At 63.1% G+C, this 14,362-nt stretch carries 15 protein-coding genes; 8 read left to right on the top strand and 7 right to left on the bottom strand.

The window, feature by feature from the left end; genetic code table 11:
* The 6 genes from ACTJK6_RS24130 to ACTJK6_RS24105 all read right to left on the bottom strand — a co-directional run bounded on the left by ACTJK6_RS24130 (nt 1) and on the right by ACTJK6_RS24105 (nt 5,963).
* On the bottom strand, nt 1–330 hold the full coding sequence (locus ACTJK6_RS24130; RefSeq protein WP_414562503.1) for a c-type cytochrome: 330 nt from the start codon (nt 328–330) through the stop codon (nt 1–3).
* 71 nt (nt 331–401) lie between these two features.
* Entirely contained in the window at nt 402–2,216 is a 1,815-nt protein-coding gene (locus ACTJK6_RS24125; protein ID WP_440840338.1) for a hypothetical protein, read from the bottom strand.
* A gap of 27 nt (nt 2,217–2,243) precedes the next feature.
* Nucleotides 2,244–3,284 carry a porin gene (locus ACTJK6_RS24120; RefSeq protein ID WP_253542424.1) on the bottom strand — a complete coding sequence of 347 codons (1,041 nt, stop codon included), beginning with the start codon at nt 3,282–3,284 and terminating at the stop codon, nt 2,244–2,246.
* 239 nt (nt 3,285–3,523) lie between these two features.
* Nucleotides 3,524–4,543, bottom strand: coding sequence for a porin (locus ACTJK6_RS24115; protein WP_260804215.1), 1,020 nt, complete (start codon nt 4,541–4,543; stop codon nt 3,524–3,526).
* A 68-nt stretch (nt 4,544–4,611) separates the two neighbouring features.
* Nucleotides 4,612–5,556: a 2-hydroxyacid dehydrogenase gene (locus tag ACTJK6_RS24110; protein ID WP_440840337.1), complete on the bottom strand. Its 945-nt coding sequence runs from the start codon at nt 5,554–5,556 to the stop codon at nt 4,612–4,614.
* Nucleotides 5,553–5,963, bottom strand: a complete 411-nt coding sequence (locus tag ACTJK6_RS24105; RefSeq protein ID WP_092971247.1) for a VOC family protein — start codon at nt 5,961–5,963, stop codon at nt 5,553–5,555. Before ACTJK6_RS24105 ends, ACTJK6_RS24110 begins: the two co-directional genes overlap by 4 nt.
* Before the next feature lie 217 nt (nt 5,964–6,180).
* Here ACTJK6_RS24105 and ACTJK6_RS24100 point away from each other — a divergent pair, with 217 nt between their 5' ends.
* Both ACTJK6_RS24100 and ACTJK6_RS24095 read left to right on the top strand, forming a co-directional pair.
* Entirely contained in the window at nt 6,181–7,128 is a 948-nt protein-coding gene (locus ACTJK6_RS24100) for an alpha/beta hydrolase (RefSeq protein ID WP_440840336.1), read from the top strand.
* Nucleotides 7,129–7,169: 41 nt separating this feature from the next.
* A complete protein-coding gene (locus ACTJK6_RS24095; protein WP_440840335.1) occupies nt 7,170–8,093 on the top strand; it encodes a dihydrodipicolinate synthase family protein in 924 nt (307 codons plus the stop codon).
* A 17-nt stretch (nt 8,094–8,110) separates the two neighbouring features.
* Here ACTJK6_RS24095 and ACTJK6_RS24090 read toward each other — a convergent pair whose 3' ends face one another.
* The gene (locus tag ACTJK6_RS24090) at nt 8,111–8,770 is read right to left on the bottom strand and encodes a GntR family transcriptional regulator (protein ID WP_260804211.1); all 660 of its coding nucleotides are present in this window, start codon (nt 8,768–8,770) and stop codon (nt 8,111–8,113) included.
* A 278-nt stretch (nt 8,771–9,048) separates the two neighbouring features.
* Here ACTJK6_RS24090 and ACTJK6_RS24085 point away from each other — a divergent pair, with 278 nt between their 5' ends.
* The 6 genes from ACTJK6_RS24085 to ACTJK6_RS24060 all read left to right on the top strand — a co-directional run bounded on the left by ACTJK6_RS24085 (nt 9,049) and on the right by ACTJK6_RS24060 (nt 14,293).
* Nucleotides 9,049–9,939, top strand: coding sequence for a fumarylacetoacetate hydrolase family protein (locus tag ACTJK6_RS24085; protein ID WP_440477257.1), 891 nt, complete (start codon nt 9,049–9,051; stop codon nt 9,937–9,939).
* A 53-nt stretch (nt 9,940–9,992) separates the two neighbouring features.
* Nucleotides 9,993–10,994, top strand: a complete 1,002-nt coding sequence (locus ACTJK6_RS24080) for an ABC transporter substrate-binding protein (protein WP_440840334.1) — start codon at nt 9,993–9,995, stop codon at nt 10,992–10,994.
* A gap of 67 nt (nt 10,995–11,061) precedes the next feature.
* A complete protein-coding gene (locus tag ACTJK6_RS24075; protein WP_260804208.1) occupies nt 11,062–11,652 on the top strand; it encodes a VOC family protein in 591 nt (196 codons plus the stop codon).
* Nucleotides 11,649–12,392 carry an ABC transporter permease gene (locus ACTJK6_RS24070; RefSeq protein ID WP_440840333.1) on the top strand — a complete coding sequence of 248 codons (744 nt, stop codon included), beginning with the start codon at nt 11,649–11,651 and terminating at the stop codon, nt 12,390–12,392. The genes ACTJK6_RS24075 and ACTJK6_RS24070 overlap by 4 nt, the downstream gene beginning before the upstream one ends.
* Nucleotides 12,392–13,243, top strand: coding sequence for an ABC transporter ATP-binding protein (locus ACTJK6_RS24065; RefSeq protein WP_260804206.1), 852 nt, complete (start codon nt 12,392–12,394; stop codon nt 13,241–13,243). Before ACTJK6_RS24070 ends, ACTJK6_RS24065 begins: the two co-directional genes overlap by 1 nt.
* 72 nt (nt 13,244–13,315) lie before the next feature.
* Nucleotides 13,316–14,293: a LysR family transcriptional regulator gene (locus ACTJK6_RS24060; protein WP_260804205.1), complete on the top strand. Its 978-nt coding sequence runs from the start codon at nt 13,316–13,318 to the stop codon at nt 14,291–14,293.
* The last annotated feature ends 69 nt before the right edge of the window (nt 14,294–14,362 follow it).

Here is a 14,362-nt window from a genome sequence, read left to right as displayed (position 1 = left end):
TTACCTTGCGGCAAGCGGCTTGAGCTGCATGATCCAATGCGCGAACCGGTCAGCCTCTTCCGGCGTGATCGCGTTCGGCGGCATGGTGCCGGCGCCCCATTTGCCGCTGCTGCCTTCCAGCATGCTCTTCTGCAGTTTGGCAACCGCTTCCGGATCGTTTTTGTAGCGCTCTGCAATCGATCGAAAGGGCGGGCCGATTTTGGTCGTGTCCATCGTGTGGCACGCGCGGCACGTCTCTTCGCTGGAAGAAGGCGCGGCGTGCCCGGGCACAACCAGCATGCCGGACAACGCCGCAAACATGGAAAGCACTGCCGATTTCTTCAATGTCATGGGTTCTGCTTGTTCTGGTGCTGGCGCCCGCTGCGATACCGTGCAGGCGGGCGCCTGGGGCGACAGGCCAACTAGCGATGCGGCCACGGCTTGGCAGGAGCACCCATCACAGGCTCGCCCAGCAGTGGTGTCGACAGTGCGTAGGCGCCATCCTCCGTAAAAGCCCAGATGATGTTGCGGTCGTACTCGGTGTAGATCGCGAAAACACCCTTGCCCAGCGTGTACGAAGGGAGCTGTGTCTGATCCGCAAGCGCGGGGATGAAGTAGCCTGCGATGGACGGATGTGCCGGGTCTTTCACGTCATAGATCTGCACGCCCGCGTTGTAGAACGAGTACGGAACGATGCCTTGCTTCCAACCGCCGGGCTGGCCGATGGCATTGGCACGCTTCGGGCCATAGTTGCCTCCGCGCTGGCAGAAGCTCGTGAATGGCGCGCCCGGCGGAATCTCGGGCTCGGGCAGCTTGGTCGCGATCTTCAGGTGCTTCGGGTCGCGCGCATCGACCACGAAGATGTCTTTGTACGGTTCATAGCAATCGCGGTTCATCGGATAGCCATTGGTGAACACGTAGCCCGTGCGCGCGTACTGGCTCACGTCGGCGTTGTCGTACTCCGTGCCGGCAAAACTGGGCGGTGTGTTCACGTTGCTGAGCATCTTCGGATTGGCCGGGTCGGACAAATCGAACGAATACAGCCCGAGGCCGCCCATCGCGCCAAAGCCGATTTTGCCGCCCGCTTCCAATGGCTTGGGCAGGAAGATCGGGTTCCGTGAACCCATCCATGACGTGCGGTTGCCGGCGCGCGGATTCATCAGATACGCCTGTTCGTGTTCAGGATTGCCGAGGATTTGGCCCGGCACCGCAATTTGCGAGACGAACTTCGGGTCCGCCGGGTCGGACATGTCCCACACCTGGTAGCCCGGCGAGTACAGATAGTTCGGGTACTCGGTCAGCGCATAGCTGTCGTCCGGCGCGGACGACAGGATCATGTATTTGCCGCCATAGTATTCAGGTGCGTCCAGCGAACCGGAGCCCTGCTGCTGGCCGATCGGTGCGCTGGGATGCTGGTAGTCGGTCGTCCGGGTCGCGATCAGCTTCCATTGGTCCGGCAGCGGCCCGTCCATCTCGAATACCTTGAAGCCCTTGAGCGAGTTGTAATTGCGCTGTGCAGCCACTTTCTCCGGCTGGTCGATCTTTTCCGTCATGAGGCCATAGCGGCCGATCTCGAAGGACGCGACGAGCACCGGCTTGCCGAGCTTCTTGCTCCACGCGATAGTGGCGCCGCCCAGGTAGTCCTGCACGGTGTTCGGGTCGTATTTCTCGCTCGAACCCTTCGGACCCCACACGCCACCCTTGGAGAAAACGACCTTGCCGTTGGCCGGATCCGTCACGTCCATGATGCGCAGGTAGTCGCGGTCGTGGATGTACAGGTAACGCTTGCCCTGAAAGTCGACGATGTTGTTCCACGCATGAAAGGGCGAGCCGACACCCGGATAGAACGCCAAAACCTTGACGTTCTTGGCGTAGCTCTTCTTGTCCCACGAGGTCATCTCGCCAGGGAAGTGCTTGCCTTCATGGACTTCCGGCGTGGCCTTCGGCCAGATGAACTTGCCGGTCGCCGGGTCCATGCCGTAGTCGACACCCGCCTTGAGCGGTGAAGGTTTGCGGTCTGGCGTCAGGCGCAGCCAGCCGGCCAGGAATAGGTCTTTCACGTCGGGCGTGCCAGGCGTGCCCGAAGGTGCTGCGGCCGCTGCCTGGCTGGGTGCTGCCTCGGCCGTAGGCGCGGCGCCCGACGCCATCACTTGCGATGATGCCGTGGCCAGAATGAACGCGAGCGTTGCGCCCTGTGTCAGGGCTGCTTTCAGACGCGGATGTCGCGATCGAAGCATGGGGTTTCTCCTTGGAATGAAGACGAATCAGAATGCGTGGCGGATGCCGATCTGGAAGCCGGTGGGACTTTGGCCGGCGTTCGGGTAGGCCTGCCACGTCACCGGGTACGGGACCGACACGTTGTTCTTCAGCTTGATGTGCGCGACGGTTGCATACAGGTCGGTCCGCTTGGATAGCCCGTAGATGTAGCCCGCCACGAAGCCCACGGCGTTGGAGACTTTCGTGTTGTTGTCGTCGTGGCGGTAGACAGCGCTTGCATAGACGCGGCTGCGGCCGTCGATGTTCCAGCGCGCGCCGAGTTGCGCGTCCCACCCGCGCGAGTTGAACGCAACGTACGGCGGGTAGGCGTAATAACCGTTGTACGTGTGGAAGATGGCCGTGGGCTCGAAGCCGCCGATCTTGTAAACCGCAGAGAAATAGTTGTCGCGCGACGAGTTGATGCGGCTGCTGTTGAAGATGTCGCGCGTGTATTGCAGCTCGCTCACGGCACCCAGGAACAGGGGGCCGCTGCGGTATTCCAGGCTTGTACTCAGGAAGCGCCCTGCGCGGGTAGTGTCTTCCAGGCCCGTGGCGTACATCGCGCGGCCCGTGAAACCAAAGAAGCTCGGCGTCTTGTACTGGATGGCATTGTCTACGCGGTACGACGCGTAGAAGAACTCCATGTTGTTGACCATGCTGAAATCGGCCGCCCAGCTCGGGTCGGCATAGCCGGCAATCCAGTACGACGGCGTGAACTGGCGGCCCAGCGTGATCTCGCCCAGTTTGTCGCTCTTCAGACCCACAAAGGATTGGCGAAACTGCGTCGCCTGCTTGCCGTCATCGGCCGAGAACATCGGCTCGATCGTGAACACGGCTCGATTGCCGTCCCCCAGATCCTCAACCCCGCTGATGTTGAAGCGCGAGTTGTTCAAGCCGCCACTCGACATGCGCGTGGTGGTGCCGTTGCCCGAAGAAATCAGGTGCGAGATGTTCAGATCGACGTATCCGGACAGCCAGACGCGCGAGTCTGCCTGCGCGGTGGCACAAACGCACAGCAGGGCGCCGGCGGCGATGAGGTTCCTTTTCATTGGGTCTCCGAGTTTTTGTGTGTTTGCTGCAGGGAGGGCGGCTTGCGCAGCGGCAGATCGCTTTGTCTGCTCGTCGCTTGCGTAGCCGGCTCTAACGCCCTTCCTGTCTGTGTTGATGCTTTCATGTATACACAGACTAAAAAAATTATACGTACGGAATCATTTGGATTTAGAGCTTTATTTTTTTATACAAAACGCTGATTTGGTTATAGCGGGTAGACCCGGATAGCCAGTGCGCGTCAGAACAGATGCCGGATGCCGATGGCATAGGTCATGGCCGTTGCGCCGCCGCTTTGCCGGTCGTAGACGCTGACGGCATAGACATCGGTGCGCTTGGAGAAGGCGTAATCGAGCCCCGCTGCCGCCGTGTTGCGCGTCGTGGCTACGCCGCGTGGCGCCGTGCGGCGTGTGTTTGCCCATTCGCCCAACAGCGACAACTGCGCGGTCAGCGGCACGGAAGCACCGACTTCACAGGTATGCGAACCGATGTCCGTGGCGTTCGTGCGCGTGCCCTGGATGGCGCCGTACACCTTCAACCAGGTGAAGTCGTAGGCGGCACCGGCCAGGTAGGCATCCTGGCTCGGGGCGGCGGCTCCTGCAACGATCCGGTTGCGTTGCACGGTCGCGACGGCGGTGAACGCCCCCGACGTGTAGTGCAGCGATGCAGCAGTGTTGTAAATGCCCGGCGCGCCAGGTTTTCCGCCCAATGCATACACGGCCGTAGCCTTGAGGCCATTCAGGTTGGGGCTGCTGTACTGGATGCCGTCGTTCCAGACCGTGTCGCCTGCGATGGCTCCGCCATATGAGGCGACGAACGTTTGCATCACCAGCGGCGAGAACAAGATCGACGCCTGGAACGGGTTGAGGGTTTGCTCACCGAGATACATCAGATTGGTGTGCCGCCCGAACGTCAGCTTGCCGAAACTGCCTTCCAGACCGACGTAGCTGTTGCGGCCCCAGAACGGGTCGGCTGAGGTGCGGCCCATGCCGCCGGTGTCGGGCTGGAAAAAGCTCTCCAGCACGGCGATGGCACGGGTGCCCCCGCCCAGGTCTTCAGTGGTCTTGATGCCCCAGTAGGGCGCGGTAAGACCGGGGGCTTGCTGCATGAGCGTTGCGGGTGGCCCCCCGCTGCGTTTGGAACTCGCCATGTCGAGTCCAACCAGGCCGTACAGCGTCACAGAGGTCTGCGCCCAGGCGCAGTGAGAGACCGACAGGCCGGCCATGCAAAGGGCCAGCGCCGGCAATGAGCGAACGTGCATGTAGATCCCCCAGAAGTTTGGGAGTGGGCAGGAAGGCGGGGGCAACTTGCGCTGGCCGCGCCGCGGGGTCAGGCGGTGGGCACCGCCAGTTGCACGCGCGTGCGCGCGAAGTGCTGCGACAGGCTGGTGAGCAACGCATCCCGCTGTGCGAGCCAGGATGCGGGCGAGCGTCCAGCCATATGCGGCGTGATCAGGACATCGCGATGGCGGAACAGCTCGGTCGGCACGTCGGGCTCGTTCTCGATGACGTCGAGCCCCGCGCCGGCAATCTCGCCCGCATCCAGCGCGTCGAGCAGCGCCCGCGTGTCGAGCACCGAGCCGCGCGATACGTTGACGACATAGCCCGAGCTGCCGAGCGCCTGCAAGACCGGGCGATCGATCAGGTGCCATGTCTCGGGGCCGCCATTGCATGCGACGACAAGGAAATCGCTTGCGGCGGCCAAAGCGGCAGGGCTGGTGTAATAGCGGCCCGGCGCGTCGGCTTGCGCGTGGCGGCCGTGATAGCCGATCTTCATCGCAAAGCCCTGTGCGCGACCGGCAATCAACCGGCCGATGCGGCCCATGCCGACAATGCCGAGCGAGGCTCCCGTCAACGTAGGCCGAGCTTGGCGAGACTGCTGCCACCGCCCGTGGAGTACGGCAGCGGTGAGCGGCGCATAGCCGCGCGCCAATGCCAGCAACATGCCGAAAGCGTGATCGGCAACCGTTTCTGCATTGGTGCCCGGTGCATGCGTCACGACAATGCCGCGCCGCGCAGCAGCCGCAACGTCAACGCTCTCGTAACCTGCGCCGAAAGCGCAGATGATTTCCAACGCAGGCAACTGCGCCATCTGGGCATCAGACAACCCCGTCGAGCCATTGGTGACAATAGCCCGGATCGTCTCGGTACACGGCGCATCGGGCGGCATGCCGTCTGGGCAGTAGTGCAACGCGTACTGGCTGCGCAGCGCATCGACGGTCGATTCCGGCAATGCAATCAACGCAAGCACCGCGGGCGGCGCCAGGGCGCTCATGACTGCGAGGGCGCCACTTCCTTTACCGCGCCTTTCCAGCCGTTTTCCGTGATGTCGAAGACTGTTCCGTCCGGCATGCGGTACTTCACCTCATAGAACACGTTCGGGTCTTTTTCGTGGCGGCCCGTCAGGTAAGTGCCGCCTGCCGCGACCACGCGCGCGGCAGTGTCTTCCACGCTGTCGACCCACATGCCGAAGTGGATCACGCCGCGCACGTCTTTCAGCCCAGCGTAACCGGGCACGGTTTCGTCTTTGAAGTTGAGCAACGCGACATTCATCGTGCCGTCCGTCATGTAGATGCCGCGCATGGCGTTGCCGGCACGGCGCATACCGAAGGCCTTCTCAAAAAACTGGGCAGCGGCTTCCGGGTCTTCAACCGAAAGCGCGATGTGGCGGAGTTTGTCCATGAACGTCCTCAAAGCTTGGCGGCGTGCGCCGTGATGGAAGGTGGCTCGACTGTGACTTAAGTTCTCCGCATTCTTCACTAGGTATACTACTTACTAGTTGTGTATACACAAAAACGAATTTATATACCAGAATAGCTTCCAGTCGCCACCCGATGGGGTTGGCGCCAGTGCGCTTCGTCTCGAACCTGGTTTTCGAGTGTTATGCCGGAGGCTGTGGATGCAGGTTTTGCAGGAACCGCTGGGTAATCTTTCCGCCGAGCTGAGGCAGCGCTTCGCGCAGATTGGCGCGGTTTGGGGGCGCGACATCAATGCGCATCGCGATCTGGTGATCAACGCATACACGCCGCTGGTGGCCGCCGCCGCCAATGACGCGGCCGATGGACGTGAAGTCCGGCGTGATGTGCCGTACGGCCCGCATGAGCGGCAGCGTCTCGATGTGTTTGTTCATACCGCAACGCGTTTGGCTGGCCACGCCGATGTGGTGGTGTTCGTGCACGGCGGTGCGTTCCTGCGCGGCAGCAAGAGCTTCAATGGGCTGATTTACGACAACGTATTGCGCTGGTTTGCGCGGCAAGGGTGCGTGGCCGTCAACGTGGAATACCGACTTGCGCCAGACGCGCCGTACCCCGCCGGGGCGGAGGACGTGGCTGCCGCGCTCGACTGGGTGCGAACGCATGTCGCAGAACTCGGCGGCAATTCGGAGCGCGTGTTTCTGGTGGGCCATTCGGCCGGTGGCGCGCATGTCGCCACATATCTCGCCGATCCGGCATTGGCCGCGCGGCGCACAACGCCCGTGGCAGGCGCGGTGCTGATCAGCGCCCGGGTGGCTGCTGACGTACTGCCCGACAACCCGAACGCCGCCGGCGTACGCGCGTACTTCGGGCATGACACCTCGCTGTACGCACAGCGCTCACCGCTCACCCATGCACACCACGTCGACGTACCGCTGATGGTGGTCGTGGCCGAATTCGAGAACCCGTATCTCGATGCCTATGGGGCGGCGTTCTTCGAGCGCGTAGCACAGGCACGCCAACGCACCGGCCGCCCTGTGCCGGCGCCGCGCTTTGTGCAGATGCTGCGGCACAACCACACCTCGGTGGTCGCGCATTTCGATTCCGGCGAGACGCTGCTCGGCAACGCGATGCTCGATTTCTTCCGCGCCTGACGGCTGCCGTTCCGCTTCGTTCATCCCCTTAGGAGATCTGCATGTCCGCATTTGGCAAGCCACGCGTGTTCGTGCCCGTTGTCACGCCGTTCCGCACAGACCTTGGGGTCGACACGCCGCGCTTTGTCGCGTTTTGCCGCTGGCTGGTCTCGCAGGGTGCAGGGCTCGCTGTGTTCGGCACCAATAGCGAGGCGAATTCCCTGAGCTTGGCCGAGCGCCGCGCCATGCTCGACGCTGTGTTTGCCGCCGACATCGACCCGGCGCAACTTCTGCCCGGTACCGGCGCCTGCGCATTGACGGAAGCAATCGAGTTAACACGTCATGCAGTGGCTGGTCATTGCGCCGGCGTGCTGATGCTGCCGCCGTTCTACTACCAAGGCGTAAGCGACGACGGTCTGTTCGCGTATTACTCCGAGGTCATTCAGGCCGTTGGCTCGGACGCGTTGCGCGTGCTGCTGTATCACATCCCGCAGTTCACGGGCGTGCCGATTTCGCACGCGCTGATCGAGCGGTTGGTTGCCGCCTATCCGAACACGGTGGTCGGCATCAAGGACAGCTCAGGTGATTGGGCGAATACCGAGGCGATGCTCAAGTGCTTTCCCGGATTTGCCGTATTTCCGGCGTCCGAAGCGCTGCTCGGCAAGGCGCTGCCGCTGGGCGCGGCCGGTTGCATTTCGGCCACGGCCAACCTGCAGCCGCATGCGATCGCCCGCCTGCTTGCTGCTACGACGGCCGAAGAGCAAGCGACCTGGGAAGCGAAGGTGACAGCATTGCGCACCATTGTGCAGGCGCTGCCGATGATCCCGGCGCTCAAGGCCGTGGTGGCCCATCACATGCAACACGAAGACTGGAGCCGCGTGCGCCCGCCCTTGACGGCGTTCAGCGCAGATCAGGCGAGGGTGCTGCTGGCGCAGCTCGATGAGCAGGGGTTCTCGATGCCGCTGGTCGAGCCGGTGACGGCATGAGCCAGTTGGATGCCGCCTTAGGCGCTCGCGCGGTTGCCGTGCTGCTTCTTCAGGCGGCCGAGCACAACGATCGACAGCCGCGCAGTGTGGTCTCGCATTGCGTTGTAGGCGCGCTCCGGATCGGCGCTGAGGATGGCGGAGACGATCTCGCGGTGCTCGTCGGTGGCAGCTTCAAAACGTGTGGGCGATGCCGGTTGCGCCGCGCGGAAACCAGCCAGCCGCTGGCGCTGCACCGCAACGATCGACGCCAGCGATTTGCTCTGCGCACCCTTGCAGATCAGCTCGTGGAATTCACGGTTGAGTTCGAAGTAGAGCGCTTCATCGCCGCGCGCGATGGCCTCGTTCATGTCGCTCTCCAGCACTTCGAGCTGCTTCTTCTCAACCACGCTCATGCGCTGGGCGCTCAGGCGGCAGCACAGGGCTTCCAGCTCGCACATGGCTTCGAGCATGTCGGCAAGTTCTTCGATGCTGAATTGCGCGACCACCACGCCCTTGCGCGGTGTGAGTTCGACCAGCCCACGGACGGCCAGCTCGCGCAGAGCCTCGCGGATGGGCGTGCGCGACGCATTGAAGCGCTCGGCCAGCGCCGCTTCTTCGAGCTTCTGACCGGGTTCGAGCGTGCCGTCGATGATCTCGTCACACAGCAGTCGATAGATTTTGGAAGAGAGCGTCGTCATCGTGTCAGCGGTGGGGTTGGGCGCAACGGTGGTCTACGCAGACGTGCGTCGCATTATGCGCCAGCCGCCCCCCAGGGCAACCCGATGCGACGCATCGCACGCTGTATTTGCAGTGCCGACTGGCCACGGGAGAACTCCATGGTCCGCCGGTTTTTCTGGAATGGGAGTATACGCTAGTTACATGGTGGATACATAGATTGGTATAGGTATACACAGAAAATTCACTCATCACGACAGTGAGGACACAAGTGATCAGTTTTGGGATTGCAAGCTATGAAATGAATGGCCGCGTTGCTGCTGGGTTGAGCGTGGGCGACGCGCTGTATGACATGCAGACCGTGTTGAAGGAGGCCACGGGAGACACAACGCCCATCGACGTCGATGTCCTCGTCCGGGACTGGGACAGGAGCGGCGCAACTGCGTTGCAGCAGTTCGAGGCGGCGGCGCGCGCTATTGCCGAGGGCACCATTGCCGCCAAGCCGCTCACCGGCTACCGGCTGCGCGTGCCGTTCACACCGCGCCGCATCTTCGCCGCCGCCTCCAACTATTACGAGCATGCCCGCGAGATGGGCACCGAGCTGGCCCCGCGCGAGGAAAGCACGCCCTACATGTTCATGAAGGCCGAGACCAGCGTGGTGCCGACGCTTGCCGAGGTGCGCATCCCGCCGCAGGCGGAGCGGGTTGACTGGGAGGTGGAACTGGCCGTGGTGATCGGCAAGCCGGGTCGCCAGATTGCCATTGAAGACGCCCTGGACTACGTAGCCGGCTACACCGTGCTGAACGACGTGAGCGCGCGCGATCTGAACCGCCGTACGGACTATCCGTTCAAACACGACTGGTTTCGCGGCAAGAGTTTCGATACCTTCGGGCCGCTGGGGCCATGGCTTGTGCCCCGTTCGTGTATTGCTGAGCCGCAGAACCTGCGCATGCGGCTGACGGTCAATGGCGAGACCATGCAGGACGGCAACACGTCGGAGATGATCTTCAGCGTGGCCGAGCAGATCCATTACCTGTCGTCGATCCTGACGCTGCAGCCCGGCGATGTAATCGCCACCGGCACACCGACGGGCGTTGGCATGGGCCGCGGCATCTACCTGAAGCCCGGCGATGTGATGGTGGCCTCTATCGACGGGATCGGTTCGATCGAGAATCCGCTGGTGCAGGGATAACGCACTTCGCGCACGGATCACAGTCCGGTCACACCCATCTTGACGGAGGAGACATGCTGGAACGGTTGAGTGCCCTGGCGCGCGGGCTGCTGTGCGCGGCAGCCCTGGGGGCGGGGATGTTCTCGGTAGCGCATGCGGCAGATGCCGTGCGCGTCAATCTGGCGTGGCTGCCGCAGGGCAGCACGGGCGGCATCCTGGTTGCGCAGGCCAAGGGCTATTACAAGGCGGCAGGTCTGGACGTGACGGTCATGCGTGGCTATGGCGGCCAGCGCACCGTGAACGAAGTCGACGCTGGGCTGTTCGAGTTCGGTTACGGCGACCCCGTGAGCGTGACCCTGAACCGCGCCCACGGCGGCAACACGGTGATGGTGGGCGCGATCAACACGCGGTGGCCGGGCGCCATGTGCTACGTGGAGCGGCCAGGTTTCAAGGTGACCTCGCTCAAGGATCTGGCCGGCATGACGCTGGGCGGGGGCGGGGCATCGGCGGTGCAGAACATCGTGCCGGCCTGGCTGAAGCAGAACGGCATGGCGCCCGACGCCATCAAGCTGGTGCGGCTGGATCCTGCGGTGATCAACACCGCGCTGCTGCAAAAGCGTATCGATCTGTCTGAATGCTGGGAGGGCGCCAGCCTGGCTGTGCAACAGGCGTTTGCGCAGCGCGCGGGGCAGAAGCTCGGCAAGGTGTTCTACCGCGATTTCGGCCTCGACATGATGGGCAGCGGTATTGTCACGACCGAACGCTACATCGCGCAGCATCCGGATGTGGTCAAGCGGTTTGTCGAAGCGACGTACCGCGGCTACGCGTTCATGCGCGACCAGCCCAAGGCTGCCGTGGAGGCGATCGTCGCGCAGCAGCCGCTGCTCGATCGCGCCATCCTGCAGCAGCAGATTGCCGAAACCAACAGTCTGATCTCGGACGAACCAGACAAGCACAAACTCGGCTGGCTGCGCCCCGAACGCATCAACACGACCGTCGATTTCCTGTCGCGTGCGTTTGACCTGGGTGGCAAGGTCAAGCCAGCTGACCTGTACACCAACCGCTTCGTTGATTGAGCGTCTATTGAATTCGGGGCTACCGCCCAACCCGCCCGCCACGTACGGGCACATTGGAGTGAGACAAATGAACAGCTTGCGTCCCAAGCGGCTCGGACACATGGTTTTGATGGTGCGGGACATTCAGCGCTCGGCCAAGTTCTATACGGAAGTGCTGGGCCTGAAGGTGTCGGACTGGATTGGCGATCAGATGGTCTTCCTGCGCGCGGGTTCTGACCACCATGACCTGGCGCTGTCTCAGCTGCCGAAGGATTCGCCCGACTTCAACGACTTGCCGCGCTACTCGCGCCCCGGGCTGGAGCATTTCTCTTACCTGATCGACAGCGTTGAGGAGATGGAACGCTCGGTCAAGGTGCTGCAGGAGCACGGCGTGGAGATCGTGCGCGGCATCGGCCGCCACGGTCCGGGCGACAACTATTTCCTCGTCTTCAAAGACCCGGACGGCAACAACGTGGAGGTCTACTGCAACATGGAACAGATTGGCGAACGCGACCCGCGCGAAGCCCAGGTGTGGGAGCGCAGCATCGAATCGTTCGATCAGTACCGCTTCGAGCGCTTTGTCGTGCCGCCGCCGCCGCATCTCGTGGCGCAGAAGTCGGGCGCCGCCGCACCCAAGGGCGAATCTGTTGACACGGATGCCCCCGGAGACAAGTCATGAAGCGTGCGCTGGAAACCGCCGCGTTCTGGATGGTCGTCGCGCTGGTGTGGGAATTTGGCGTGCGCTGGAGCGGCGCGCCCGAGTATGTGTGGCCGTCGTTGTCGTCCGTGCTTTCGGCCGGTTGGGAGATGCGCGCGCAGTTGCTGAGCGACACCGTTACCACTGCGGGCGAAGTGTTTGCGGGCTTCATGCTTGCGCTGGTGAGTGGGCTCGGGCTCGGGCTTCTGGCCAGCACTTCGGCCATCGCCCGGCGCACGCTGTTTCCGCTCGTGACGGCTTTGCAGAGCATGCCGAAGATCGCGCTGGCGCCGCTGTTGATCGTCTGGTTTGGCTATGGGTTTGCCTCCAAGCTGGCCGCTGCGGTGCTGTTTGCCTTCTTCCCGATCGTGGTTGCCACGATGGGCGGCCTGGCGGGCGTGCCGCAGAATTTGGGCGAGCACTTCCGTGCGCTTGGCGCATCGGCCTCGCGGACGTTCTGGCACTTGCGTCTGCCTGCCGCCATGCCGGCGCTGATGGACGGTCTGAAGATCGCCATGCCGTTGGCGGTGATCGGCGCCATCGTGGGCGAGTTCATTGGTTCGGAATCTGGGCTGGGGCATCTGATCGTGTTCGCAACGTCGAATGCGCAAACGCCGCTGTGCTTTGCGGCCATCCTGATGGTGACGGCGCTGGCGATGGTGTTCTACGCCGCCGTCGATTGGGTCTCGCGTGCTGTCTGGTGGAGAGGAGTCACGGTCTGATGGCAATCGTCAATCTGTCGCGCGCAGTGCCGCGCGAAACCGCAGTGATCGCCGCTGCCATCCCCGCAGCGCAGGACATGACGGCCCGGGTGATGATCGATGTCGACAACGTGGGCAAGCGATTTGCGGCACGCGGCGGTGCCGCGGCATTCAATGCGCTTGAGGACGTCTCGATGCAGGTGCGACAGCGCGAGTTCGTCTCCATCCTGGGGCCCAGCGGCTGCGGCAAGAGCACGCTGCTGCGCATGGTGTCGGGGCTGGTGCCTTGTGATGCGGGTGAGATCCGCGTCGACGGCAAGTCGATTGCAGCGCCAGTCCCAGAGATCGGTGTGGTCTTCCAGACCAGCAACATGCTGCCGTGGCTCACAGTGGGCGACAACATCCGTCTGGGCGCCAAGCTGCGCAACCTCCCGAGCGTGAAGACCGAGGCGCGCCTGCCGGGCCTGCTCGATACGCTGGGACTCACGCAGTTTGTCGATCGCTACCCGCACGAGCTGTCGGGCGGCATGCGTCAGCGTGCGGCCATCGGCCAGATTTTGTTGCTCGAACCGCGTGTGATGTTGATGGACGAGCCGTTCGGCGCGTTGGATGCCCTCACGCGCGACAAGCTCAACGTTGAGCTGCTGCGCATCTGGCAGCAGAGCACGCTGACGGTGCTGCTGGTCACGCACAGCATTCACGAGGCGGTGTTCCTGTCCGACCGCGTGCTGGTGATGTCGCCACGCCCCGGTCGCGTCCAGCACGACGTGAAGATCGACCTGCCTCGCCCGCGGCAACCGGACGAAATCAAGCGCGACCCCCGCTACGGCGAATACGTCTCGGAACTGTCTCGCATGATGGGAGTGTTCTGACCTGATTGTGGGTTCTGAACGGGGCGGGCGACTGCTACGATCGTGCATCGCCCGCCCTGAATGACAACAGACATGCAAGCCAATCCGCTCAGCGAGATCTCTCTGATCCGCCGGCTGAAACTGAATCAACTGATGATTTTCGAGCGCGTGCTGGAGACGCGCTCGGTCGTGCGTGCCGCCAACGAGATGCGGCTGACGCAGCCCGCCGTGACGAAGGTCATCCACGAATTGGAATCGTGCTTTGACGGCGCGTTGTTCTCGCGCTCCAACCGCGGTGTCGTGCCAACGGAGCTGGGGCTCATGCTCGGCCGGCGCGTGAAGTCGCTCATGGCCGAGTTGCGCTACATGACCGATGAGCTGAATGATTTCCGGCTCGGCACCAGCGGACATGTGATCGTCGGTACGTTGATCTCGGCATCGGCGCGGCTGCTGCCGCGTGCCATTGCCATGGTGAAGGCGCGTACGCCCAACGTGCTTGTTACCGTGCGCGAAGGGACGACGGCGCATCTGTTTCCGGCCTTGGCGACAGGCGATCTGGACATTGTCGTTGGCCGCTTGCCCGAGCGGGAACTGCCGATCGCCAGTGCGTTTCCGTTGACGCACGAAGCGCTGTTCGATGAATCGCTGTGCGCGGTGGTGGGCAAGGGCTATGGCGCTTTGCCGGAGCGCGTAGCGCATCTGTCGGAGCTTGCGGATTCGCCCTGGATTCTGCCGACCCCAGACTCCCCGGCGCGGTTGGCGGCGGAGCATCTGTTCCGCTCCGCGGGCCTGCCGCTGCCGACCGATATCGTCGAATCGCTCTCGCTGTTGACCAACATCGGCCTGCTGCTGGAGACGCCACGCATTGCGCTGATGCCGCGAGTGGCGGCCCGGCAGTTTGCCGATGCGGGGTTGGTGTGCATTCTTGACCTGCCGGAAACGGCCGCGTTTGGCACCGTGGGATTCTCGGTGCGCTCGAACAAGGAGCAGAGCGCAGCGTGCGGGGTCTTTATCGAATGTCTGCGGGAAGCCGCGCAAGCCACCACACCCGACGCCGGAAAATTTGCCTGAAGCCCAAGCGGGACAAGGCGTGCGCTGGTATTCCGGTTTGGGATACTCAGCGCCGAATGTTTCATTGTT

It is taken from the genome of Ralstonia sp. 22086, assembly GCF_052045975.1.
Lineage (GTDB): Bacteria > Pseudomonadota > Gammaproteobacteria > Burkholderiales > Burkholderiaceae > Ralstonia > Ralstonia wenshanensis.
The sequence above is the reverse complement of the archived record's forward strand: the minus strand, read 5'-3'. Positions and strand labels throughout refer to the sequence as shown.